34 protein-coding genes are annotated in these 23910 nt (G+C 63.0%); 31 read left to right on the top strand and 3 right to left on the bottom strand.

What is annotated here, in order from left to right; genetic code table 11:
* Nucleotides 1-7: 7 nt before the first annotated feature.
* Together L8G49_RS02885 and L8G49_RS02880 are read left to right on the top strand one after the other, a co-directional pair.
* On the top strand, nt 8-514 hold the full coding sequence (locus L8G49_RS02885) for a CcdC protein domain-containing protein (RefSeq protein ID WP_242182320.1): 507 nt from the start codon (nt 8-10) through the stop codon (nt 512-514).
* Nucleotides 511-1143, top strand: a complete 633-nt coding sequence (locus tag L8G49_RS02880) for a DUF938 domain-containing protein (RefSeq protein WP_347272036.1) — start codon at nt 511-513, stop codon at nt 1141-1143. The genes L8G49_RS02885 and L8G49_RS02880 overlap by 4 nt, the downstream gene beginning before the upstream one ends.
* A 213-nt stretch (nt 1144-1356) precedes the next feature.
* On the opposite strand, the gene L8G49_RS02875 is transcribed toward L8G49_RS02880, so the two are convergent.
* The 3 genes from L8G49_RS02875 to L8G49_RS02865 form a co-directional block, all read right to left on the bottom strand.
* A complete protein-coding gene (locus tag L8G49_RS02875) occupies nt 1357-2259 on the bottom strand; it encodes a DMT family transporter (RefSeq protein ID WP_242182318.1) in 903 nt (300 codons plus the stop codon).
* A gap of 220 nt (nt 2260-2479) precedes the next feature.
* Entirely contained in the window at nt 2480-3934 is a 1455-nt protein-coding gene (gene glpD / locus L8G49_RS02870) for a glycerol-3-phosphate dehydrogenase (RefSeq protein ID WP_242182315.1), read from the bottom strand.
* 79 nt (nt 3935-4013) lie between these two features.
* Entirely contained in the window at nt 4014-4331 is a 318-nt protein-coding gene (locus L8G49_RS02865; protein ID WP_242137515.1) for a hypothetical protein, read from the bottom strand.
* A gap of 477 nt (nt 4332-4808) precedes the next feature.
* On the opposite strand from L8G49_RS02865, the gene rpsL reads away from it, so the two are divergent.
* The 29 genes from rpsL to secY all read left to right on the top strand — a co-directional run bounded on the left by rpsL (nt 4809) and on the right by secY (nt 23904).
* Entirely contained in the window at nt 4809-5180 is a 372-nt protein-coding gene (gene rpsL, locus L8G49_RS02860) for a 30S ribosomal protein S12 (RefSeq protein ID WP_010164594.1), read from the top strand.
* A 57-nt stretch (nt 5181-5237) separates the two neighbouring features.
* Nucleotides 5238-5708 carry a 30S ribosomal protein S7 gene (gene rpsG, locus L8G49_RS02855; RefSeq protein WP_010164592.1) on the top strand — a complete coding sequence of 157 codons (471 nt, stop codon included), beginning with the start codon at nt 5238-5240 and terminating at the stop codon, nt 5706-5708.
* Between the two features lie 39 nt (nt 5709-5747).
* The gene (locus L8G49_RS02850; RefSeq protein ID WP_242137514.1) at nt 5748-5975 is read left to right on the top strand and encodes a hypothetical protein; all 228 of its coding nucleotides are present in this window, start codon (nt 5748-5750) and stop codon (nt 5973-5975) included.
* 44 nt (nt 5976-6019) lie between these two features.
* Entirely contained in the window at nt 6020-8116 is a 2097-nt protein-coding gene (gene fusA, locus L8G49_RS02845; RefSeq protein WP_242137513.1) for an elongation factor G, read from the top strand.
* Between the two features lie 121 nt (nt 8117-8237).
* The gene (tuf, locus tag L8G49_RS02840) at nt 8238-9431 is read left to right on the top strand and encodes an elongation factor Tu (protein ID WP_242137512.1); all 1194 of its coding nucleotides are present in this window, start codon (nt 8238-8240) and stop codon (nt 9429-9431) included.
* A gap of 159 nt (nt 9432-9590) precedes the next feature.
* Nucleotides 9591-9899: a 30S ribosomal protein S10 gene (rpsJ, locus tag L8G49_RS02835; RefSeq protein WP_007406109.1), complete on the top strand. Its 309-nt coding sequence runs from the start codon at nt 9591-9593 to the stop codon at nt 9897-9899.
* A gap of 247 nt (nt 9900-10146) precedes the next feature.
* On the top strand, nt 10147-10902 hold the full coding sequence (gene rplC / locus L8G49_RS02830) for a 50S ribosomal protein L3 (protein WP_010164588.1): 756 nt from the start codon (nt 10147-10149) through the stop codon (nt 10900-10902).
* 2 nt (nt 10903-10904) lie between these two features.
* The gene (gene rplD / locus L8G49_RS02825; protein WP_242182313.1) at nt 10905-11531 is read left to right on the top strand and encodes a 50S ribosomal protein L4; all 627 of its coding nucleotides are present in this window, start codon (nt 10905-10907) and stop codon (nt 11529-11531) included.
* A complete protein-coding gene (locus L8G49_RS02820) occupies nt 11524-11835 on the top strand; it encodes a 50S ribosomal protein L23 (RefSeq protein WP_242182311.1) in 312 nt (103 codons plus the stop codon). Before rplD ends, L8G49_RS02820 begins: the two co-directional genes overlap by 8 nt.
* Nucleotides 11836-11839: 4 nt before the next feature.
* Nucleotides 11840-12694, top strand: a complete 855-nt coding sequence (gene rplB / locus L8G49_RS02815) for a 50S ribosomal protein L2 (RefSeq protein WP_010164583.1) — start codon at nt 11840-11842, stop codon at nt 12692-12694.
* A 1-nt stretch (nt 12695) separates the two neighbouring features.
* Complete coding sequence (gene rpsS, locus L8G49_RS02810) at nt 12696-12971, top strand: 30S ribosomal protein S19 (protein WP_010164582.1); 276 nt, start codon at nt 12696-12698, stop codon at nt 12969-12971.
* Complete coding sequence (gene rplV / locus L8G49_RS02805; protein ID WP_010164581.1) at nt 12971-13348, top strand: 50S ribosomal protein L22; 378 nt, start codon at nt 12971-12973, stop codon at nt 13346-13348. Before rpsS ends, rplV begins: the two co-directional genes overlap by 1 nt.
* Nucleotides 13348-14049, top strand: a complete 702-nt coding sequence (gene rpsC, locus L8G49_RS02800) for a 30S ribosomal protein S3 (protein ID WP_010164580.1) — start codon at nt 13348-13350, stop codon at nt 14047-14049. The genes rplV and rpsC overlap by 1 nt, the downstream gene beginning before the upstream one ends.
* Nucleotides 14050-14059: 10 nt before the next feature.
* Nucleotides 14060-14494, top strand: coding sequence for a 50S ribosomal protein L16 (rplP, locus tag L8G49_RS02795; protein ID WP_010164579.1), 435 nt, complete (start codon nt 14060-14062; stop codon nt 14492-14494).
* 1 nt (nt 14495) lies between these two features.
* Nucleotides 14496-14702, top strand: coding sequence for a 50S ribosomal protein L29 (gene rpmC / locus L8G49_RS02790; RefSeq protein ID WP_010164578.1), 207 nt, complete (start codon nt 14496-14498; stop codon nt 14700-14702).
* A gap of 10 nt (nt 14703-14712) precedes the next feature.
* On the top strand, nt 14713-14985 hold the full coding sequence (rpsQ, locus tag L8G49_RS02785; protein ID WP_010164576.1) for a 30S ribosomal protein S17: 273 nt from the start codon (nt 14713-14715) through the stop codon (nt 14983-14985).
* Between the two features lie 65 nt (nt 14986-15050).
* Nucleotides 15051-15419 carry a 50S ribosomal protein L14 gene (rplN, locus tag L8G49_RS02780; protein WP_010164574.1) on the top strand — a complete coding sequence of 123 codons (369 nt, stop codon included), beginning with the start codon at nt 15051-15053 and terminating at the stop codon, nt 15417-15419.
* Entirely contained in the window at nt 15419-15736 is a 318-nt protein-coding gene (gene rplX / locus L8G49_RS02775) for a 50S ribosomal protein L24 (RefSeq protein WP_242137509.1), read from the top strand. Before rplN ends, rplX begins: the two co-directional genes overlap by 1 nt.
* Entirely contained in the window at nt 15729-16331 is a 603-nt protein-coding gene (gene rplE / locus L8G49_RS02770; RefSeq protein WP_242137508.1) for a 50S ribosomal protein L5, read from the top strand. Before rplX ends, rplE begins: the two co-directional genes overlap by 8 nt.
* Nucleotide 16332: 1 nt before the next feature.
* The gene (gene rpsN / locus L8G49_RS02765) at nt 16333-16638 is read left to right on the top strand and encodes a 30S ribosomal protein S14 (RefSeq protein WP_010164571.1); all 306 of its coding nucleotides are present in this window, start codon (nt 16333-16335) and stop codon (nt 16636-16638) included.
* Between the two features lie 10 nt (nt 16639-16648).
* The gene (rpsH, locus tag L8G49_RS02760; RefSeq protein WP_010164570.1) at nt 16649-17044 is read left to right on the top strand and encodes a 30S ribosomal protein S8; all 396 of its coding nucleotides are present in this window, start codon (nt 16649-16651) and stop codon (nt 17042-17044) included.
* Nucleotides 17044-17577 (top strand): 50S ribosomal protein L6, encoded by a 534-nt coding sequence (gene rplF / locus L8G49_RS02755; protein ID WP_242182309.1) that lies wholly within the window; start codon nt 17044-17046, stop codon nt 17575-17577. Before rpsH ends, rplF begins: the two co-directional genes overlap by 1 nt.
* Nucleotides 17577-17936 (top strand): 50S ribosomal protein L18, encoded by a 360-nt coding sequence (gene rplR, locus L8G49_RS02750; RefSeq protein WP_277923017.1) that lies wholly within the window; start codon nt 17577-17579, stop codon nt 17934-17936. Before rplF ends, rplR begins: the two co-directional genes overlap by 1 nt.
* Before the next feature lie 3 nt (nt 17937-17939).
* Entirely contained in the window at nt 17940-18665 is a 726-nt protein-coding gene (gene rpsE / locus L8G49_RS02745) for a 30S ribosomal protein S5 (protein WP_010164566.1), read from the top strand.
* 5 nt (nt 18666-18670) lie between these two features.
* On the top strand, nt 18671-18847 hold the full coding sequence (rpmD, locus tag L8G49_RS02740; protein ID WP_242182306.1) for a 50S ribosomal protein L30: 177 nt from the start codon (nt 18671-18673) through the stop codon (nt 18845-18847).
* Nucleotides 18848-18942: 95 nt separating this feature from the next.
* Complete coding sequence (locus L8G49_RS02735) at nt 18943-20034, top strand: acyltransferase (RefSeq protein ID WP_242182304.1); 1092 nt, start codon at nt 18943-18945, stop codon at nt 20032-20034.
* Between the two features lie 490 nt (nt 20035-20524).
* Nucleotides 20525-21604, top strand: coding sequence for an acyltransferase (locus tag L8G49_RS02730; protein WP_242137503.1), 1080 nt, complete (start codon nt 20525-20527; stop codon nt 21602-21604).
* 169 nt (nt 21605-21773) lie between these two features.
* Nucleotides 21774-22316, top strand: coding sequence for a 50S ribosomal protein L15 (rplO, locus tag L8G49_RS02725; RefSeq protein WP_242137502.1), 543 nt, complete (start codon nt 21774-21776; stop codon nt 22314-22316).
* Between the two features lie 235 nt (nt 22317-22551).
* Complete coding sequence (secY, locus tag L8G49_RS02720) at nt 22552-23904, top strand: preprotein translocase subunit SecY (RefSeq protein ID WP_242137501.1); 1353 nt, start codon at nt 22552-22554, stop codon at nt 23902-23904.
* The last annotated feature ends 6 nt before the right edge of the window (nt 23905-23910 follow it).

Here is a 23910-nt window from a genome sequence, read left to right as displayed (position 1 = left end):
GAAAACGATGCCGGTACACGACGCGCAACCGCTCGGGATTTTGCAATATGCGATCCCGATCGCGATCTTCCTCGTCGTGTTCGGCCTTCGTGCACGACGGATTACCAGGCTGCGGCCGCTCAAGATCGAGCAATTGTGGGTCGTGCCGGCGATCTACGCGGCCGTCGTCGGGATGCTTTTCTATCGCAGCCCGCCGACGGCGCTCGGCTGGGGACTGGCCGCCGTTGCGCTGCTGGTCGGCGCGGGGCTCGGCTGGCAGCGGGGCAAGACGATGGAAATCCATGTCGATCCCGAGACGCACGAGCTGCGACAACGCGCGTCCTTGTGGGCGCTGGCGCTCATCGTCGTGCTCATCGCGATCAAGACGGTCGCGCAGACCGAGGGGGCGGCGCTGCATTTCGACGTCGGGCTGGTGATCGATACGCTCGGCGCGCTGACGCTGGGGATGTTCGCCACGCAACGCATCGAAATGTACCAGCGCGCGACGCGGTTGCTCGCGGCGGCCCGCGCGTGAGCGATCCGGCACCGTGGATTCCGGCAGAGGCGGAGGGGGGAGAACGCCGTCATGCCCCCGCCACGCTCCGCAACCGTATGGCAATCGCCGACGTGCTGCGCGAGATCCTGCCAGCGGCGGGCGTCGTGCTCGAAGTAGCGAGCGGATCGGGTGAGCATGCCGCCTATCTCGCGCAGGAATTCCCCGCGCTCGACTGGCAGCCGAGCGACCCCGACCCCGCGGCGCTGCGCTCGATCGCAGCATGGTGCGCGGGCATCGCCAACGTCGCGCCACCGCTCGACCTCGATGCCGCTGCGCCGGAATGGCCGATCGAACGGGCGGATGCGGTGCTGTGCATCAACATGGTCCATATCAGCCCGTGGCATGCGACGCTCGGGCTGCTCGCGGGGGCCGTGCGGCTGCTCGCGCCGGGGGCGCCGCTGATCCTTTACGGCCCGTTCCTCCAGCGCGACGTGGCGACCGCACCGAGCAACCTCACCTTCGACGAATCGCTGCGCGCACGTGATCCGCGCTGGGGGCTGCGCCAGGTCGAATCGATCGAGCAGGTCGCGGCGGGGCACGGGTTCGTCCGCGACCGGCTCATCGAGATGCCGGCGAACAATCTGATGCTGGTGTTCCGCTCAGGCTGATAGGGGTTGGCCGTGCGGCGGGTGCCGTGCCGGCGATAGTCGACTCGACCGTGCTACGGCGGATCTCCGGTATCCGATGTCGCCGTTGAACGGCATCCCAACGGTTCGTTTTAAGCCTAGTCAGGAAACCCGGCATAGCGCAGGTTTCTCGACGACGCTGGAAACGAACAGGCGGGGACCGGCGGGCTGTCGGTGCGTAATTCACGACCGCCGCTACTGCACCTCTTCGAGCGTCCGGATGACGTGCCGCACCCGCTCCCGCCACAGAATGTAGAGGCCGCTGGCGACGATCACGGGAGCGCCGATCCACAAGGCTGCGTTCGGGAGCGTGCCGAACACCAGCCAGCCGAACACCGTGGCCCATAGCAGCGACGAATAGTCCATCGGCACCACCACCGACACCGGGCCGAGCCCGAGCGCCGAGGTCATCGCCAGCTGCGCCAAGCCGCCGATCAGCCCGACGACAGCGAGCAGCAACCACACCTCGACCGGATGCGGGCGGGCTACGAACGTATAGACGACCGATAGTGGCACCAGCGACAGGGTCGAGAACCAGAACACCGTCGTCAACGCGGTTTCTGTCCGCGTGATCTGGCGGAGCAGGATCGAGACGGCCGCGGTCCCGAACGCGCCCAGCAACCCGGTCGCCGCGCCCCACAGCGGCAAATGACCGCTTCCCGGCTGCGCGACGATCAGCACGCCCGCGAACCCGGCAATGACCGCGCCCCAGCGATGCCAGCCGGGCGTTTCGTGCAACGCCAGCGCGGCGAGGATCGTCGCGAAGATCGGGACGGTGAAGCCGAGCGTCGTCGCTTCGGCAAGCGGCAGCGTGACGATCGTGGTGAAGGTGAAGGCCATCGCGGTCAGCCCGAGAATTGCACGCGAGATATGCGTACCGATCCTTTTCGTCCCGACCGACCGCCAGCCGGGGCCGGAGAGCACGATACTGCTGATCAGAAGGGAGGCGCCGACCTGGCGGAAGAACAGGATCTCGCCGAGCGCCGCGCCATGCTGTTCGGACAGTTTGATTACGACGTTCATCATCGCGAACAGGACGACGGACAGGAGCCGCAGACCGATCGCGGCAAGGATGCGGTCGGGCGCGGCGGTCGTCATCACGCCAGCCTTATGGGGTCACTTAGAGGAGCGCCAGTAGGGGACGCCTAAACGCAGGTTATACTGGTTATGCTGACCTAAGGCGCTTCCCCGGCGAAGGCCGGGGCCCAGGAGTGAAACCGGAGAATACGAGCGGCTGCGCTTTGTTACTTCAGCCATCTCGACTGGGCCGGGGAAGGGCAAAGGGAAGGGGGAGGGCCGCTCCCGTTCGAAAGACGCCCTACGCCAGCGCATCCCACGCCGCGACGAACGCCGTCCGCTCCGCGTCACTCAAATGCAGCCCGATCTTCGAGCGCCGCAACAGTACGTCGTCCGCACTGCGCGCCCATTCGCGCGTCCGCAGCCAGCGTGCCTCGATCTCTGTCAGCCCGCCGCCGAACTCCGCACCGAGCTCCGCGGTGCGCGTCACCCCGGCCAGCATTTCCGCAAGCATCGCGCCATACGCATGCGCCATGCGCTCGGATCGGGCTTCCCCGAGGAACGGCCAGGTTGCGCGGACCTGATCGAGGAAAGCGCGGAATTCAGTGATGGCGCCGCCCGGGAAGACGCGCGCCCGCGTCACCGGATGCGCGGCGAACCCCATCGGCCCGGCAAGCTTCGCCATCGCCTCTTCCGCCAGATGCCGCGCGGTGGTGATCTTGCCGCCGAAGATCGACAGCAGCGTCGGGCCATTGGTGTCGAGCTCGAGCACGTAATCGCGCGTGACCGCCTTGGCTTCGCTCGCGCCGTCGTCGTAGAGCGGGCGGACGCCAGACCAGGTCGAGGTCACGTCGGCCGGAGTAACCTGCTTGATGAAATGGCGGTTTACCGCGTTGCACAGATAACTGATCTCGTCCTGGTCGATGACCGCGTCCTCGGGCTTGTCGACCGGAACGTCGGTGGTGCCGATTTCGGTAGAGCCGTCCTGATAGGGGATCGCGAAGACGATTCGCCGGTCCGGTTGCTGCAGGATATAGGCGTGGTCCCCGTCGTACAGCCGTGGCACCACGATGTGGCTGCCCTTGACCAGTCGCACGCCCGAAGCCGCGTTGACCCCGAGCCGTCCGAGCAGCTGGGCGACCCACGGCCCTGCCGCATTGACCATTCCGCGCGCGGTGACGCTGCTGCCATCGGAGAGATGAGCCTGCCACAAATCCCCCTCGCGCCGCGCCGAGTCGAGCGCGACCCCGACCCGGACGTCGGCACCGTTGGCAGCGGCATCCATCGCGTTGAGCACGGTCAGTCGCGAATCATCGACGAAGGCATCGGAATAGACGAACCCCTTCGACCCGCCCTTCAAAGGTGCGGTGAAGGCGGTATCGGTCTTGCGCAGTCCGCGCGACCGCGCGAGCGTCATCTTGCCGCCGAGAAAGTCGTAGAGGTACAGGCCGAGGCGCACCATCCACCACGGTCGTACGGCATTTTCATGCGGGAGCACGAAGCGCAGCGGATGAATGATGTGGGGCGCCGCCTTCACCAGCCGTTCGCGCTCGCGCAGCGCCTCGGCGACCAGCTTGAACTCGTAATATTCCAGATAGCGCAATCCGCCATGGATCAGCTTGGTCGAGGCCGAAGAGGTATGCGCGGCGAGATCGTCGCGTTCCACCAGAAGGACCTTGAGGCCGAGCAAGCTCGCCTCGCGCGCGATCGCGCAGCCGTTGATACCGCCGCCGACGATGAGAAGATCGTATGTCACCGCTGTCCTGTACCGCACGATGGGAGGGGATGCGACCGTCGTTTGTTCCAGCGACCGTGCCTATGGCATCGAGCCGCCGTCAGCCACCCAGCCGCTTCCGGTTTGCGCGCACCTTGCCGGAATAATGGCGAATGATCTTCTTGGTGGCGACGGCGGGGGTCGTGCCGAGGCCGCCGGTCATCATCGCCACCTGCAACTGCCAGGCCGCCGCCATTTTCTCGTCGATCATCCGATGCGCCTCGGCGTCGCTTTCGGCGTTGCCGCCGGGGCCCGCCATCATGCGCTGGAAGACGCGCAGTCCGATCACGGCCGAGGCTTCCATGCTCAGCGCCCAGGCTTCCATCCCGATCGCAGGCCAGGGATTGCTCGCTTCGTTCGATTTGCCGGTCGTCGCCATCTGTAACATCCCTGGTACCATCGCATCGATCGCTCAACGCGCGGCTGCCTGAATCGCTGCGAACGGGGCCGTCATTCCATCATAGACCAGGTGGAGTATTGTGATGCGTGCGGGGCGAAGTTTCGATTGTCGGCATGGCCACGCAAAGGGTACGCCGTCCACGCGACATCGGGCGACATGGGTTCGGCAAAGGGACAGGCAAGATGACCCATGCAGGCTGGCGAGTAGCTCCCGGAACGCGCGCTAGCGGCGGCGGGGGCGTCAAGCGACTCGGTTGACCCGATCCGCGTCTCGCTGTATGCGCACCTCCGCTCGACCGAAGGTTTTCCTGCGGGACAGTGCTTGAACATTGCTGGATGCATTCCAGGACCCGGGGGGCATATGTCCCTGACGGTCCTTTTTGTATTCCCGAAATTTGTTCTCGGGGGGCGTGATGGCTCCAGCAAAGTAACCATCGATCCAAGGTGAAGAGATTCAATGCCGACAATCAACCAGCTGGTCCGCAAGGGCCGCGATCCGCAGAAGGCCAAGTCCAAGGTCCCTGCGATGGAAGCAAATCCGCAGAAGCGTGGCGTTTGCACCCGCGTCTACACGACGACCCCGAAGAAGCCGAACTCGGCGCTGCGCAAGGTGGCCAAGGTTCGCCTGACCAACCAGCGCGAAGTCATCAGCTACATCCCGGGTGAAGGCCACAACCTGCAGGAGCACTCGGTCGTGCTGATCCGCGGCGGTCGCGTTCGCGATCTTCCCGGCGTGCGTTACCATGTCCTGCGCGGTGTCCTCGATACACAGGGTGTCAAGGATCGTCGCCAGTCGCGTTCGAAGTACGGCGCCAAGCGTCCGAAGTAAGCCGGTCGGCTCTCATAGCCGACCATCTTATGGCTGAAGTTAGAAAAGGTTTTTGATATGGCACGTCGTCGTCGGCCCGAAAAGCGGGTCATTCTTCCGGATCCCCAGTATGGGGACGAGGTTCTCTCCAAGTTCATGAACAGCGTGATGCTCGACGGCAAGAAGTCGGTCGCGGAGCTGATCGTCTATGGTGCGCTCGCAACCGTCGAGACGCGTGCCAAGAAGGACCCGATCGCGGTCTTTCATGACGCGCTGACCAACGTGAAGCCCGGCATCGAAGTCCGCAGCCGCCGCGTCGGTGGTGCGACCTATCAGGTCCCGGTCGAGGTTCGCCCCGAGCGCGCCCAGGCCCTGGCGATCCGCTGGCTGATCACTGCCGCGCGTGCGCGCAGCGAGAACACCATGTCGGCCCGCCTGTCGGGTGAGCTGATGGACGCGGCGAACAATCGCGGCAACGCGGTCAAGAAGCGTGAAGACACGCACCGCATGGCCGAAGCCAACCGCGCCTTCTCGCATTATCGCTGGTAGGCTATTATATACTGGTCGGAGGCCGGTGGAGGTTTGAGAATGGCGACCGTAGAGGAACCGTCGATCGAGGATCTCAACCGGCAGTCGGCCCGTCTGGAAGCGGAAACGCGCAAGCTCATGGCCGAAGCCGGTAAGCTGGCCGCGGAGCGCTTGAAGTTTGACAGCGAACGCGAGCTGATGCCGCGTTCCATGATTTTTCAGGCGATGACCGCTACTGCTGCCCTGCTGGGGGCGGGGGCGGTCATGGCCAAGCTCTTCTTCCCCTGATCGCTCGCGCGCTCAGTCCGTATTCTAACTCGTAAGGAAGTATCATGGCCCGCAGCCATCCGCTGGAACGCTATCGCAACATCGGCATCATGGCGCACATCGACGCCGGCAAGACGACGACGACCGAGCGTATCCTCTATTACACCGGCAAGTCCTACAAGATTGGCGAAGTGCATGAAGGCACCGCGACGATGGACTGGATGGAGCAGGAGCAGGAGCGCGGGATCACGATCACGTCCGCCGCTACGACGTGCAAATGGCGCGCCGAAGAAGGCAAGGGCGAAGAGCATCTGATCAACATCATCGACACCCCCGGCCACGTCGACTTCACGATTGAAGTCGAGCGTTCGCTGCGCGTGCTCGACGGTGCGGTCGCCTGTTTCGATGGCGTTGCCGGCGTTGAGCCGCAGTCCGAGACGGTGTGGCGTCAGGCTGAGAAGTATAAAGTTCCGCGGATGTGCTTCGTCAACAAGCTCGACCGGACCGGTGCTGATTTCTATTTCTGCGTTCAGTCGATCATCGATCGCCTGGGTGCGCGTCCGGCTGTGCTGTATCTTCCGATCGGCATGGAAGGCGGCTTCAAGGGCCTCGTCGATCTGGTCGAGAACCGTGCGATCATCTGGCTCGAAGAAAGCCTCGGCGCGAAGTTCGAATATGCCGAGATCCCCGAGGATCTCGTCGAGAAGGCAGCGAAGTATCGCAGTGACCTGATCGAGATGGCGGTCGAGCAGGACGATGCGCTGATGGAAGCGTATCTCGAGGGCAACGAGCCTTCGACCGCCGACCTGAAGAAGCTGATCCGCAAGGGCACGCTCAACTTCTCGTTCGTTCCGGTCGTCTGCGGTTCGGCGTTCAAGAACAAGGGCGTCCAGCCCCTGCTCGACGCGGTCGTCGACTATCTGCCGTCGCCGCTCGACGTTCCGGCCATTCAGGGCCTCAAGCTCGACGGCGTTACGCCGGATGAGCGTCCGTCGTCGGACGAGGCACCGTTCTCGGCACTCGCGTTCAAGATCATGAACGATCCGTTCGTGGGGACGCTGACCTTCGCGCGCATCTACTCGGGCAAGCTCGAGACCGCGTCGCAGGTCACGAACTCGGTCAAGGACAAGAAGGAAAAGGTCGGTCGCATGCTGCTGATGCATGCGAACGAGCGTGAGGATATCCAGATCGCATATGCGGGCGACATCGTCGCTCTCGCAGGCCTCAAGGACACGACGACGGGCGACACGCTCTGCGCGATGAACGCTCCGATCATCCTCGAGCGGATGGAATTCCCCGAGCCCGTGATCGAGCTCTCGGTCGAGCCGAAGACCAAGGCCGACCAGGAGAAAATGGGCGTCGCGCTCAATCGTCTCGCCCGCGAGGATCCGTCGTTCCGCGTTTCGTCGGACTCCGAATCGGGTCAGACGATCATCAAGGGCATGGGCGAGCTCCATCTCGAGATCCTGGTCGATCGCATGAAGCGTGAGTTCAAGGTCGAGGCCAATGTCGGCGCGCCGCAGGTTGCTTACCGTGAATATCTCGGCAAGCCGGTCGACGTCGACTACACCCACAAGAAGCAGTCGGGTGGTACCGGCCAGTTCGGTCGCGTGAAGGTCAAGGTCACGCCGGGCGAGCGCGGTTCGGGCATCATCTTCAAGGATGAGATCAAGGGCGGTAATATTCCGAAGGAATATATCCCGGCGATCGAAAAGGGCTTCCGTGAGACGGCGGCGACCGGTTCGCTGGTCGGCTTCCCGATCATCGACTTCGAGATCCTCGTCTATGACGGCGCCTACCATGACGTCGACTCGTCGGCGCTGGCGTTCGAAATCTGTGCTCGCGGCGCAATGCGTGAAGTCGCGCAGAAGGCCGGAATCAAGCTGCTCGAGCCGATCATGAAGGTCGAGGTCGTGACGCCCGAGGATTACCTCGGTGACGTGATCGGCGACATGAACAGCCGCCGTGGCCAGATCCAGGGCACCGACACTCGCGGCAACGCGCAGTCGGTGGATGCGATGGTTCCGCTGGCGAACATGTTCGGCTATGTGAACGCGCTGCGCTCGTTCACGCAGGGTCGTGCGAACTACTCGATGCAGTTCTCGCATTACGAGGAAGTTCCCGCGAACGTTGCGGACGAAGTGAAGGCCAAGCTGGCCTAAGGCACCAAACCTGACGCCCGAGATGGGCGTCAGGGCTGGCGCTACCGAAAAACTCTCGCTATGGGGCGCGCTTCGCGTGGCGCTCCGGGCGAACCGAAAACGATCAATAAGGTAGGAAATCATGGCGAAGGCAAAGTTTGAGCGGAACAAGCCGCATCTTAACATCGGCACGATCGGCCACGTCGATCACGGCAAGACGTCGCTCACGGCTGCGATCACCAAGGTGCTCGCTGAGACCGGTGGCGCCACGTTCACCAGCTATGCCAACATCGACAAGGCTCCCGAGGAGCGCGAGCGCGGCATCACGATCTCGACCGCACACGTCGAGTATGAAACCGAAGCACGTCACTACGCGCACGTCGACTGCCCGGGCCACGCCGATTATGTGAAGAACATGATCACCGGTGCGGCACAGATGGACGGCGCGATCCTCGTCGTTTCGGCGACCGACGGCCCGATGCCGCAGACCCGCGAGCACATCCTGCTCGCACGCCAGGTCGGCGTGCCGACGATGGTCGTGTTCATGAACAAGGTCGACCTTGTCGACGACGCCGAGATTCTCGAGCTCGTCGAGCTGGAAATCCGCGAGCTGCTCTCGTCGTACGACTTCGACGGCGACAACATCCCGGTTATCCAGGGTTCGGCTGTTGCAGCTCTGAACGACGTCACGCCCGAGATCGGCCATGACGCCGTCCTCAAGCTGATGCAGGCTGTCGACACGTATCTGCCGCAGCCCGAGCGTCCGCTCGACAAGCCGTTCATGATGCCGATCGAGGACGTGTTCTCGATCTCGGGTCGTGGTACGGTTGTCACCGGCCGCGTCGAGACCGGCATCGTCAAGGTTGGCGAGGAAGTCGAGATCGTCGGTATTCACCCGGCAGTCCGCAAGACGACCGTCACGGGCGTCGAGATGTTCCGCAAGCTGCTCGACCAGGGCCAGGCAGGCGACAACATCGGCGCGCTGATCCGCGGCGTCGGTCGTGAAGAAGTCGAGCGTGGCCAGGTTCTGGCAAAGCCGGGTTCGATCACGCCGCACACCGACTTCCAGTCGGAAGTGTACGTGCTGTCGAAGGACGAGGGTGGCCGTCACACGCCGTTCTTCGCCAACTACCGCCCGCAGTTCTACTTCCGGACCACGGACGTCACCGGCACGGTCGAGCTGCCTGAGGGCACCGAGATGGTCATGCCCGGCGACAACGTTGCCCTCGGCGTCAAGCTGATCGCACCGATCGCCATGGACGTTGGCCAGCGCTTCACGATCCGTGAAGGCGGCCGTACGGTCGGCTCGGGCATCGTCAGCGCGATCGCCAAGTAAGACCTAACCGTCTTTTATAAAAAAGCTGCCGCCCGCGCCTCAAATCGAGACGCGGGCGGTTGCCTTTTTGTGGAGGGCCGTGTAGTGGCCCGCCTCCGGTTTTAAAAAGAACTAACTAGCGCCCGGTAACGGGCCCGCTCTTTCGCATTGGTAGGGACTATGGACAGCAATATCCGCATCCGTCTGAAGGCGTTCGATCACCGTGTGCTCGATCAGGCGACCGGCGACATCGCCGACACCGCGCGCCGTACTGGCGCTCTCATCCGTGGCCCCATTCCTTTGCCGACGCGCATCGAGAAGTTCACGGTCAACCGCGGCCCGCACATCGATAAGAAGTCGCGTGAGCAGTTCGAGGTCCGCACCTACAAGCGCATGCTCGACATCGTTCAGCCGACCCCGCAGACGGTCGATGCGCTGATGAAGCTCGACCTCGCCGCAGGCGTTGACGTCGAGATCAAGCTCGCTTAATAGCGGCGCTTCGCAAGAGATTCGGTCCGCCAAAACGGACCTGATAGGGATACCGCCAGCTTCGGCTGGGTCTGCGTCCCCCGACACGTTTCCCGCCATGGCGGGGGCACCAGCCCGGGTCGGGGCAGCAGTATAAAAGAATTTGGGCTGAACCGGTTCCGATCGAGGCGAGACGCTTCGGTCGGGGCCAGCACGCATGTTCCGGAATGGTCCGGGATGTGCCTCTGCACTGATTGGAGCATTGGTCATGCGCACTGGCGTGATCGCGAAAAAGTTGGGGATGACCCGCTTGTTCCAGGACGATGGGCGCCACGTGCCCGTCACCGTCCTGGCACTGGAAAATCTGCAGGTGGTGGCCGTTCGCGAGGCCGACCGTGATGGATATGTAGCTGTGCAGCTTGGTGCCGGCGTTGCGAAGGCTAAGAATGTCGCCAAGCCGCAGCGTGGCCACTTCGGCAAGGCCGAAGTCGAGCCCAAGGCGAAGCTCGCAGAATTCCGCGTCGCCGAGGATGCAGTCCTCGAAGTCGGCGCGACCATCTCGGCAGATCACTATGTTTCCGGCCAGATCGTCGATATCCAGGGCGTGACCCAGGGTAAGGGCTTCCAGGGCGGCATGAAGCGTTGGGGCTTCGGCGGTCTTCGGGCGACCCACGGCGTTTCGGTCTCGCACCGATCGCTCGGTTCGACCGGTCAGCGCCAGGATCCGGGTAAGGTCTTCAAGAACAAGAAGATGGCCGGCCAGATGGGCAACAAGAACCGCACCCAGCAGAACCTCGAAATCGTATCGACCGACGTCGAGCGCGGCCTCATCTTCGTCAAGGGATCGGTCCCTGGCTCGAAGGGTGGCTGGTTGCTCGTCAAGGACTCGGTCAAGGTCACGCGTCACGCTGATGCGCCGTACCCCGCCGGTCTCCGCCAGGTCGCCAATAACAACGACACCGCTCCCGCCGAGACGCCTTCTGACGTCGCGACCGTGGATGCGACCGACGGCCAGGAGGGCTGATCATGAAGGTTACCTCTCAGTCTTTCGACGGCGCAGCCGGCACGGAAGTCGAGCTCAACGACGAGGTCTTCGGCCTCGATCCGCGCGCCGACATCCTGCACCGCGTCGTCACCTGGCAGCTCGAGAAGCGTCGTGCGACCGCAAGCGGTACGCGTGAGCGCGCCGATGTTGCTCGCACCGGCAAGAAGTTCGGTCGCCAGAAGGGCGGCGGTACGGCGCGTCACGGCGATCGCCGCGCGCCGATCTTCGTCGGTGGTGGTAAGGCGCACGGTCAGCGGACCCGCGATTTCAACCCGGGCCTGAACAAGAAAGTTCGTGCACTCGGTCTTAAGATGGCGCTTTCGAGCCATGCGCAGGCTGGCACGCTGGTCGTCATGGACAGCCTCGCTGTCGAGGCGAACAAGACCAAGACGCTCATCGGCAGCTGGTCGAACATCGGTGCGGGCAAGACCGCACTCGTGATCGACGGCGACATGGTCGACACGAGCTTCGCACTGGCCGCGGGCAACCTGCACACGATCAACGTGATGCCGGCCGCTGGCGCCAATGTGTACGATATCCTGAAGCACGACACGCTGGTCCTGACCCGCGCTGCCGTCGAGAAGCTGGAGGCCCGCTTCAATGGCTAAGCAGAAAGAGGCGATCGACCCGCGTCATTATGACGTGATCGTCGCGCCGCACATCACCGAGAAGGCCACGCTGCTCAGCGAGCATAACGCGGTCGTGTTCAAGGTCACCAACGAAGCCACGAAGCCGCAGATCAAGGCTGCGATCGAGGCATTGTTCGACGTGACCGTTCTGGGGGTCAACACGATCGTCCAGAAGGGCAAGACCAAGAAGTGGAAGGGTGCTCCTTACAAGCGCTCCGACATCAAGAAGGCGATCGTGACGTTGAAGGACGGTCAGTCCATCGACGTGACGACGGGGATCTGATCCGATGGCACTGAAGCATTATAATCCGACGAGCCCCGGCCAACGCGGGCTCATCCTCGTCGACCGTTCGGCGTTGCACAAGGGCGGCCCCGTCAAGGCGCTGACCGAAGGCAAGCGCAAGACCGGTGGGCGCAACAACAAGGGTCATGTGACCTCGCGCGGCATCGCCGGCGGTCACAAGCAGCGCTACCGCATCATCGATTTCAAGCGCCGTAACTGGGGCGTCGATGGCGTGGTCGAGCGGATCGAGTATGATCCCAACCGGACCGCGTTCATCGCGCTGATCAATTATGGTCAGACCGCCGATGGCAAGGAAAACGTTGCGTACATCATCGCGCCGCAGCGCCTTGCGGTTGGTGACAAGGTCATCGCCGACAAGAAGACCGACGTTAAGCCGGGCAACGCGATGGAGCTGGGCCAGATGCCGGTCGGCACGATCGTCCACAACGTCGAGATGAAGCCGGGCAAGGGCGGTCAGCTCGCACGGTCGGCAGGCACCTATGTGCAGGTCGTCGGTCGCGACAAGGGCATGGTCATGGTCCGCCTCAACTCGGGCGAGCAGCGCTACCTCCACGCCAATTGCATGGCGACGGTCGGTGCGGTGTCGAACCCGGACAATGGCAACACCAACCTGGCGAAGGCCGGTCGTAACCGCTGGTTGGGCATCCGCCCGCTCACGCGTGGTGTCGCCAAGAACCCGGTCGACCATCCGCACGGCGGTGGTGAAGGCCGCACCTCGGGTGGCCGTCATCCGGTCACGCCGTGGGGCAAGCCGACGAAGGGTGCGCGCACCCGTCATAACAAGTCGACGGATAAGATGATCATCCGTTCGCGTCATTCGACGAAGAGGAAGGGCTAAGATGGCTCGCTCAGTCTGGAAGGGTCCCTTCGTGGATCTCCATCTGCTGAAGAAGGCAGAAACCGCGCAGGAAACCAACGCGCGTGGTGCGATCAAGACCTGGTCGCGCCGCTCGACGATCCTGCCGCAGTTCGTCGGCCTCACGTTCAGCGTCTATAACGGTCGCAAGTTCGTGCCGGTTTCGGTCAACGAGGACATGGTGGGCATGAAGCTCGGCGAGTTCGCGCCCACCCGCTATTTCCCCGGCCATGCCGCGGACAAGAAGGGCAAGCGCTAATGTCTAAGGCAAAGGCTCCCCGCCGCGTGGCGGACAACGAGGCGCTGTCGGTCGGCACGCAGATTCGTGGTTCGGCGCAGAAGCTCGGTCTCGTCGCGGCTCTGATCCGCGGCAAGAAGGTCGGCGATGCGATGAACATCCTGCAGTTCTCGACCAAGGGTATGGCCGTCGACGCGCGCAAGGTGCTGGCTTCGGCCATCGCCAACGCCGAGAACAACCATAACCTCGACGTCGACGCGCTCGTCGTCGCAGAGGCTTCGGTCGGCAAGTCGATCGTGATGAAGCGTTTCGCGACCCGTGGTCGCGGCAAGTCGACGCGCATCCTCAAGCCGTTCAGCCGTCTGCGCATCGTCGTGCGCGAGCAGGAAGAAGCATAATGGGTCAGAAATCGAACCCGATCGGTCTGCGCCTGCAGATCAACCGCACCTGGGATAGCCGTTGGTACGCCGAAGGCGCCGACTATGGTCGTCTTCTTCTCGAAGACCTCAAGATGCGCACCTACATCATGAAGACGCTGCCGCAGGCCGCGATCTCCAAGGTTGTGATCGACCGGCCGGCCAAGCTGTGCCGCGTTTCGATCTTTGCCGCACGCCCCGGCGTGATCATCGGCAAGAAGGGTGCGGACATCGAGAAGCTGCGTCGTACCCTCGGTGCGATGACGTCTTCGGATGTCAGCCTGAACATCGTCGAGATCCGCAAGCCGGAAGTCGACAGCAAGCTCGTCGCCCAGGGCATTGCCGATCAGCTCGAGCGTCGTATCGCTTTCCGTCGCGCCATGAAGCGTGCGGTTCAGTCGGCGATGCGTCTCGGTGCCGAAGGCATCCGGATCAACTGCGGTGGCCGTCTTGGCGGCGCCGAGATCGCACGGTCGGAATGGTATCGCGAAGGTCGCGTTCCGCTCCACACGCTGCGCGCAAACGTTGATTACGCCGAAGCGCAGGCACACACGGCATACGGCGTGTGCGGCGTGAAGGTCTGGATCTTCAAGGGCGAAATCCTGGGTCATGACCCGATGGCGACCGACCGGCTGATGATGGAAGCGCAGACTTCCGGCGTCCGGCCTGATCCGCGCCGCTAAGGAATAGATCATGCTGCAACCGAAAAAGACCAAGTTCCGCAAGGCCTTCAAGGGCCGCATCCATGGCGACGCCAAGGGTGGCACCACGCTCAACTTCGGGTCGTACGGCCTGAAGGCGATGGAGCCGGATCGTCTCACCGCACGCCAGATCGAAGCGGCTCGCCGCGCGATCACGCGTCACATCAAGCGTCAGGGCCGTTTGTGGATCCGCGTGTTCCCGGACGTTCCCGTCTCGGGCAAGCCCGCCGAAGTCCGCATGGGTAAGGGCAAGGGTTCGCCGGAATATTGGGCCGCCCGCGTCAAGCCAGGCCGCATCCTGTTCGAACTGGATGGCGTTCCCGGTGACATTGCCGCTATGGCGTTCAGCCGTGCAGCGATGAAGCTGCCGATCAAGGTGAAGGTCGTTGCCCGTCTCGGCGACACCTCGCATCTGGGAGTTGCATAAAATGGCCCGCATCGACGACCTCAAGGCGAAGTCCGAGGACCAGCTGGGTGAAGAGCTCGGCAACCTGAAGCGCGAGGCCTTCAACCTCCGCTTCCAGGCCGCGACCAACCAGCTCGAAAAGCCGAGCCGGGTTCGCGAAGTCCGTCGCGACATCGCTCGCATCAAGACCCTGCAGACCGCGCGTTCGCGCGACACTGCGGCAAAGTAAGGATTTAGACATGCCAAAGCGCGTGCTGACGGGGCTGATCGTCTCCGACAAGGGCGACAAGACGGTGGTCGTGAACGTGGAGCGCAAGGTCAAGCATGCGCTCTACGGCAAGATCATTCGTCGTACCAAGAAGTACCATGCCCATGACGAGGGCAACGAGTTCAAGCTGGGCGAGATCGTGCGGATCGAAGAGACCGCGCCGATTTCCAAGCTGAAGACGTGGAAGGTGATCGAGCGGGTTAACGCCCACGCGACGCCGCAACGAGTCGACGTCGACGCGTAAGCGTCAGCGTTTATTGAGGCGGGGACCGGTCGGTATCGGCCCCAGATGAGAAGGAAGCGGATCCAATGATCCAGATGCAATCCAATCTCGAGGTCGCTGACAACAGCGGCGCGAAGCGGGTTATGTGCATCAAGGTGCTTGGGGGTTCCAAGCGTCGTGTTGCAGGCGTTGGCGACATCATCGTCGTCAGCGTGAAGGAGGCCGCACCGCGCGGCCGCGTGAAGAAGGGCGACGTGCACCGTGCCGTCATCGTACGTACGGCGAAGGACATTCGCCGCGCCGATGGCACCGTGATCCGCTTCGATTCGAATGCGGCCGTGCTGGTCAACAAGAACGAGGAGCCGATCGGCACCCGTATCTTTGGCCCAGTCGTGCGTGAGCTTCGCGGCAAGAAGCACATGAAGATCATCAGCCTTGCGCCGGAGGTGCTGTAATGGCCGCTGCACGTATCAAGAAAGGCGACCGCGTCATCGTCCTGTCCGGCAAGGACAAGGGCAAGACCGGTGACGTAACGATGGCGATGCCGAAGGACGGCAAGGTCGTCGTGTCCGGCGTGAACATCGCCGTTCGCCACACCAAGCCGAGCCAGGGTGACCCGCAGGGTGGCCTGATGCGTAGCGAAGCGCCGCTGCACGTCTCGAAGGTCGCGCACGTGACCGCCGACGGCAAGCCGACGCGCGTTCGTTTCGAGACCCAGGACGGCAAGAAGGTTCGTGTTGCGGTCAAGACCGGAGACAAGATCGATGGCTGATGCAGCTACCAAGCCCCGCATGAAGGGCATCTACGACGACAAGATCGTCGCAGCGATGACCGAGAAGTTCGGCTACAAGAACGCGATGGAAGTTCCGCGCATCGAGAAGATCACGCTCAACATGGGCGTGGGCGAAGCGACGCAGGACAAGAAGAAGGTCGACCAGGCTTTCGGCGAAATGGAATTGATCGCAGGGCAGAAGCCCGTCGTGACCAAGGCCAAGAAGTCGATCGCGCAGTTCAAGCTGCGTGAAGGCATGCCGATCGGTGTCAAGGTCACGCTGCGTCGTGAGCGGATGTACGAATTCCTCGATCGCTTCATCACGATCGCGCTCCCGCGCGTTCGCGATTTCCGCGGGCTCAACCCCAAGTCGTTCGACGGACGCGGCAACTATGCCTGCGGCCTGAAGGAGCAGCTGGTGTTCCCGGAAATCAGCTACGACAAGATCGACAAGATCCGCGGTCTCGACGTGATCGTCACGACCAGCGCGAAGACCGACGACGAGGCGCGCGAGCTGCTCCGTCTGTTCGGCTTCCCGTTCCCGCCAGAAGTGACTGGCTCAGAGTCTGCTGACGACCAGAAGAAGGCGGCATAAGATGGCCAAGGTAAGTTCAGTGAACAAGAACGAGCGTCGCAAGATGCTCGTCAAGAAGTACGCGCCCAAGTACGCCGCGCTGAAGGCAATCGCTGCCGACAGCACGCTGAGCGACGGCGAGCGCATCGAGGCCCGTCTCAAGATGGCCGAGATTCCCCGCAACGGGAACCCGACGCGCATCCGCAACCGCTGCGAGCTGACGGGTCGTCCGCGCGCATATTATCGCAAGTTCCGCCTCTGCCGTATTCAGCTGCGCGATCTGGCCAACAAGGGCCTGATCCCGGGCGTTACGAAGTCGAGCTGGTAAGGATCACGAGATGGCATTGACCGATCCCCTGGGTGATATGCTCACCCGCATCCGCAACGGCCAGCGCGCGCGCAAGGACTCCGTCCTGACGCCGGGCTCCAAGCTGCGGACCCGCGTTCTCGACGTGCTCCAGCGCGAAGGCTACATCCGTGGCTACAGCGAAGAGCAGATGGGCCCCGCGGCCGGCATCCGCATCGAGCTGAAGTATTTCGAGGGCCAGCCCGCGATCAAGCACGTTGCCCGTGTCTCCAAGCCCGGTCGTCGCGTCTATTCGGGTTCGACCGAATTGCCGCGCATCATGAACGGCCTCGGCATCACGATCGTTTCCACCCCCAAGGGTGTTCTGTCCGACGCGGAAGCGCGTGAGCAGAACGTCGGCGGCGAAGTCCTCGCGGAGGTGTTCTGATGAGCCGCATCGGTAAAAAGCCGATCACCGTTCCCGCCGGCGTCACTGCGACGATCGACGGCGGGCAGATCAGCGTGAAGGGCCCGAAGGGCACCCTCGCGATGCCGCTGCGCGACGAGATCAGCTACACGCTCGAGGATGGCGGTATTTCGGTCGTCCCCGCGAACGACACCAAGCGCGCGCGTGCCTTCTGGGGTATGCAGCGTACCATGGTTCAGAACCTGATCACCGGCGTGTCGGACGGCTTCACCAAGAAGCTGTTGATCAACGGCGTTGGTTATCGTGCCGCGGCCCAGGGTCGCAATCTGAACCTGAAGCTTGGCTACAGCCACGACGTCAACATCAACGTGCCGGAGGGGATCGAGGTCAAGACCCCCGACAACACGACGGTCGAGATTTCGGGCACGGACAAGCAGAAGGTCGGCCAGCTGGCCGCGGAAATTCGCCAGTGGCGTAAGCCCGAGCCGTACAAGGGCAAGGGCATCAAGTACGACGGCGAGTTCATCTTCCGCAAGGAAGGGAAGAAGAAGTAATGTCGACCAAGGGTATGTCTCTCTTCGAGAAGCGGCGCCGCCGCAATCGCACCGCGCTCCGTGCGCGTGGAACGGGCCGTCCGCGGCTGTCGATCCACCGCTCGGGCCGTCACATCTATGCGCAGATCATCGACGACGCCAAGGGCGTGACCGTTGCCTCTGCCTCGACGCTGGAAAAGGACGTGCGTGACACGACCGGGGCCAATGTCGATGCAGCGATCGGCGTCGGCACGCGCGTTGCCGAAGCTGCCAAGGCAGCCGGCGTGACGCAGGTCGTGTTCGACCGTGGCGGCTTCCTGTTCCACGGCCGCGTCAAGGCGCTGGCGCAAGCCGCGCGCGAAGCCGGATTGGAGTTCTAAGACATGGCGGATGAGATCAACACCGGCGAGATCGCCGCACCGGCAACGACGCCGAACGATGCACCGCAGGGCCGTGGCCCCCGTGGTGGTCGTGGTCGCACCGGCCCTGGTGGCGGTGGTCCAAACCGGGGTGGCCGTGACAGCCGCGGCGGTCGCGACAATCGCGGCGGTCGTCCGGGTTCGGACGATGGTGGCGAAGAGCTGATCGAGAAGCTGGTTCACATCAACCGCGTCTCGAAGACGGTCAAGGGCGGTAAGCGCTTCGGCTTCGCAGCGCTTGTCGTCGTGGGCGACGGCAAGGGCCGTGTCGGCTTCGGTCATGGCAAGGCACGCGAAGTGCCGGAAGCCATCTCCAAGGCGACGGCTGCTGCCAAGAAGGCGATGGTTCGCGTTCCGCTGAAGGAAGGCCGTACGCTGCATCATGACGGTCGCGGTCACTTCGGTGCCGGCCTCGTCACGCTGCGCTCGGCGCCTCCCGGCACCGGCATCATCGCAGGCGGCCCGATGCGCGCCGTGTTCGAGGCGCTCGGCGTCGCGGACGTGGTGACCAAGTCGGTCGGCACTTCGAACCCCTACAACATGATCCGTGCAACCTTCGAATCGCTGACCGCACAGGTCAGCCCGAAGGCGGTAGCGCAGCGTCGCGGCAAGAAGATTGCTGACCTGCTCGGCCGTGGTGGCGCGGACAAGGACGTCGCCGAGGCCCAGGCCGAAGCGATCGCGGAGTAATATCGATGGCGACCATCAAGATCACGCAGACCGGTTCGCCGATCCGCCGCGAAGCCGACCAGCGCGCAACGCTGATCGGCCTCGGCCTCAACAAGATACACAAGACGCGCGAGCTCGAGGATACTCCGGAAGTCCGGGGCATGATCCGCAAGGTCGCGCATATGGTGAAGATCGTCGACTGACACACTTCGTCACGTTTGTGATTTGAACTGTAAGGATCCGGGGGTTGCCTAGTGCGATGCCCGGATTTTTGCTATGAGGACGCCGCGGGGGCGGCATGATCAAAAACATCCAGGCATTGCGGGCTGTTGCGGCGTTACTTGTCGTGGTCGACCACTGGGCCGCCCTGTATGGGGGATGGTTTCAACGTCTGGGGGCGATTGGCGCGGTTGGCGTCGATATTTTCTTCGTGATCAGCGGTTTCGTCATGATCCACGCAACAGCGGGACGCACCATATCGCCGGCGCGGTTCGCCGTCAGCCGCATCATCCGGATCGTACCGCTCTACTGGACCTTCACCATCGCGCTCTTCCTTGGAGCGGTAATTGCGCCGAACGTCATCCGATCCACCACCACGGACCTGGCGCCGCTGCTCAAATCACTGTTTTTCGTGCCGTACGAACCCTACGGGCCAGCCTGGGCGCGACGAACGCAGGTCTCCCCTCTGTTGTTCACGGGGTGGACGCTGAACTATGAGATGTTCTTTTACGCGATCTTCGCGCTGAGCCTGTTCCTTCGGAACGTGTTTTGGCAACGCGCGGCGGTTCTCGTCGTCCTGGGCGCTTTGGTCGTGATCGGGCTAGTCGGTCGACCGACGGGATTTCTGATGAAATTCTACACCGCTTCGCTCCTGTTGGAATTCGCATACGGCATGGTCCTCGGCATGTTTGCCGAGCAGTGGTTGCGGCTAATTCCTAACCGCGGCGTCGCGTGGGCATTTGTGGCCGTCGGGTTGTCGCTCTTGCTGGCGATGATGGGCATTTTCCCGGTCAGTATCCGCGGGTATGTTCTCGGACCATTTGCCCTGCTCACCGTAGTCGGTGCATTGGCGTTGGAGCGGCAGGGCGTGGCGGTGCGGTCGCGGTTGTGGCTTTTGCTGGGAGCGGCGAGCTATGCGATATACTTGGTCCACCTTCTCTCGACCGTAATAGTGGTGAAAGCCTTGGCGCATGTACCGGTCCCGGGCCCGGCCGGCGTAACGGTGCGCGGAGTCACGACAGTGGTCGCAGCATGCGGCATCGGTGTCGCCATCCATCTGCTGTACGAACGACCGCTCGGGCGATGGCTGCAGGAACGCTTGCCTGCACGGATCGGCCGAGCAGCGGGCAAAATTGCGGCCCCGGTAATCCCTGCCATGCCGCGGGAATGATCGGGGACCGATACGCCTGCTGTCCGCACGACACCGTCCGGCGCAAACAAGGATCGAGTTCGGCTACGGCGTTGCGCGTAGGTTGAAGGGGCACCCGCAGGCATCGGACGATCGGTAGCGACGGGTCACTTGCCATTTGCGTCGTCGGCAGGGGCGGAATTCAGCCCTCGCTTTCCGACATCGCTCTTGCGCCCCGTGGTCGGTGCCTTGGCTCCTGACGCTCAGCTTAGCAATTCGGGCAGACTGACCATCGTTGCGACGCAAGGCGGATCGTGTGCGACGGTGACCAGCCTTGGTCCCGAAGCGATGGGCGAGACGGACGAGCGTGGGGACACCGCGGAAGTCCGGCGCATGATCCGATCTGCACGGCTACACTTGGTAGCGATTGACGTCAGACGGTTGTGCCGCGGTTCAGCACGTGAGCGGAATGCATCGGGGCTGCCTTGAGCGACCTTTGGATCTGAAGTATAGGGTTTGCTGCGGGGGCAGCATGATCAAGAACATACAAGCATTACGAGCAATCGCGGCGTTATTCGTTGTCTTCAACCATTGGTCGTTTCGCTACGGAGGGTGGCTGGAGGACCTTGGGTCGTTAGGCGCTGTTGGCGTCGATATATTTTTCGTTATCAGTGGCTTCGTCATGATCCATGCAACATCGGCCCGGACCGTGTCGCCACAACGTTTCGCAGCGAGCCGGATCATCCGGGTAGTGCCGCTTTACTGGACGCTTACGATCGGCCTCGTGCTATGCGCAGCGCTCGTTCCGTCGATGTTTCGTGCCACTACGACCGAACTTGCTCCCTTGGCTAAATCGCTGTTTTTCGTGCCATACGTTCCGGGGCGGGGGCACGTCGCTCCATTGCTCTATCCGGGTTGGACGCTCAACTACGAGATGTTCTTTTACGCGGTGTTCTCGCTGAGCCTCCTCCTGCGACGCATATTCTGGCAGCGGGCGGCGATTCTGGCCGTCTTGGGAGTGCTGGCGGTGCTTGGCGACGTCGTCCGGTCTACCGGCGCCCTACCGGCACTCTACACTTCATCGCTTCTGCTGGAGTTCGGATACGGCATCATTCTCGGCATATGCACCGAACAGGGCGTGCACCTTATCCCAAGCCGACGAGCGGCCTGGGCTTTGGCGCTACTTGGCTTGTTCCTGTTGATGGCGATGCGACCGTTCTTTTATGGCAACCTCAGGGGCTATGTCCTCGGGCCTTGTGCACTGCTTACGGTCGCCAGCGCGCTGGCGCTGGAACGCCATGGTGTTGTCGTGCGGTCGCGGCTTTGGCTGTTGATTGGCGCAGCAAGTTATGCGGTGTATCTGGCGCATCCAATGCTGAGCTTGGCGGTTTTCAAAATCTTCGCCTCGTTTCACAGTGCAAGCCCTCTGCTGGTCGCGCTGTCCGGCGTTGTGACGATGGGTGGCGCGACCCTTGCCGGGATCGTGATCCATTTATGGTACGAACGACCGTTGGGCCGCTGGTTGACCGCCCGACTTCTTGCACCGCCCCCGGTCCGGAGCCCAATGGACGTGGCGCAACCGGCAATGGCGCTCCCAGCAGCGAAGGGATGACGGCGCCGGCCTCGCTATGCTGCCCTGCTGCTTACGTGCAGGCGTGGCATACCGGCCGTCCCGCGCGCTGGGGATTGCAGGCTGGAGGGCTTGCATATGACGCATCACTCCGCTAGGCGCACCCACTTCCTAATAGTCCGCGCGACAAAAGCGAAAGCGAGTGCAACTCATGAAACTTAATGAAATCCGCGACAACCAGGGCGCGCGTAAATCCAAGATGCGTGTCGGCCGTGGTATCGGTTCGGGCAAGGGCAAGACCGCCGGCCGCGGCCAGAAGGGCCAGAAGAGCCGTGAGGGCGTGTCGATCGCTGGCTTCGAAGGTGGCCAGATGCCGCTCCACATGCGTCTGCCTAAGCGTGGCTTCAACAACATCTTCGCCAAGGATTATGCCGAGGTAAACCTCGGTGCGATCCAGAAGGCGATCGACGCGGGCAAGATCGAGGCTGGCGCTTCGATCGACCACGAAGCGCTGAAGGCTGCTGGTCTCGCGCGTGGTGGCAAGGACGGCGTCCGTCTGCTCGGCAAGGGCGAACTGACCACGGTCCTCAAGTTCACGGTTGCCGGTGCGTCGAAGGGCGCGATCGAGGCCGTTGAAAAGGCTGGCGGTTCGGTCGACGTGATCTACGTCATGCCGGCAAACGAGAAGGCTGCCGCCAAGAAAGGCGTGAAGTACAAGGAGCGCCAGGCGCACAAGGCGTCGTTCAAGGCGTAACTGTCGCTTAGCTAGCGCTTCCCCGGCGAAGGCCGGGGCCCAGTCGCGCAGGTCGACGCTCCAGGGCGTCGCCCGTGTCACTGTCGGCATCTCGACTGGGCCCCGGCCTTCGCCGGGGTGGGCGTAGCAGGTGGCTAGGCAAGGCCGCTTGCATGACTATATGAAGCGGCGGGGCGGTAAAACGTTTCCCGCCGTTTTTGTTTCCGCCGATATCGATTCCAGGACGATCAACCGCATGGCATCCGCAGCCGATAAAATGGCCTCAAGCATCAGCCTGTCGAAGTTCGCGCAGGCGACCGACCTCAAGAAGCGGCTGTGGTTCACCATCGGCGCGCTGATCGTGTTCCGCCTGCTCAGCTACGTCCCGCTGCCGGGGATCGACCCGACCGCGCTCGCTGCGCTGGCGAGCCGCACGAATGGCGGCGTGCTCGATTTCTTCAACGCATTCTCGGGTGGCTCGCTCAAGCGCGCGAGCCTGATCGCGCTGGGTGTTACCCCGTACATCACCGCCTCGATCGTGGTGCAGCTCGCGACTTCGCTGTCGCCGACGCTTGCCGCGATCAAGAAGGAAGGCGAGAGCGGGCGCAAGCGGCTGAACCAGTACACGCGCTTCGGGACCGTCGCGCTGACCGTGATCCAGGGCTATTTCCTCAGCCTCGGCTTCCAGAGCCAGGGCGTTGTGGTCGATCCCGGCATGCTGTTCATCATCGGCTCGGTCATCAGCCTCGTCGGCGGGACGATGTTCCTGATGTGGATCGGCGAGCAGATCACCAGCCGCGGCATCGGCAACGGCATGTCGCTGATCATCATGGCCGGCATCGTCGCCAACCTGCCCACGACGCTCTACAACCTCGCGCAGACCGCGCGGACCGGGGGCGGGAACGTTACCGGCTTCACGCTGGTCGCGATCATCGTCGCAGTGGCGGGGTTGATCCTGTTCATCTGCTTCATGGAGCGCGCGCAGCGTCGCATCCTGATCCAGTACCCCAAGCGCCAGACCCAGCGCGGGATGCAGTCGGATCGCAGCCATCTGCCACTCAAGATCAACACGGCAGGCGTCATCCCGCCGATCTTCGCGTCGTCGTTGCTGCTGATGCCGCTGACGATCACGCAGTTCGCGGGCAAGAACGTGTCGGGCGACACCTGGTGGGGGTCGGTAGTGATCACGCTGAACCAGTATCTGCAGCATGGTAGCGTCGCCTACATGCTGCTGTACGGTGCGGGCATCGTCTTCTTCTCGTTCTTCTACACCGCCGTCGTGTTCAACCCGGAAGAAACCGCGGACAATCTGAAGCGGCATGGCGGCTTCATTCCCGGCATCCGTCCGGGCAAGAACACCGAGACCTATTTCGATTACGTGCTCACGCGCATCACCGTGATCGGTGCGGGCTATCTCGCGATCATCTGCCTGCTGCCCGAGTATCTCGTTTCGGCGTTGTCGATTCCCTTCTACCTCGGCGGGACGAGCCTGTTGATCGTCGTCAACGTGACGATGGATACGGTGACGCAGATTCAAAGCCACTTGCTCGCACATCAATATGGCGATCTGATCAAGAAGGCGAAGCTGAAGGGCGGCCGACTGCGCTGAAGCGCT

The organism is Sphingomonas sp. CARO-RG-8B-R24-01, assembly GCF_022662295.1.
Taxonomy (GTDB): domain Bacteria; phylum Pseudomonadota; class Alphaproteobacteria; order Sphingomonadales; family Sphingomonadaceae; genus Sphingomonas.
This window is presented reverse-complemented; position numbering and strand designations above follow the sequence as displayed.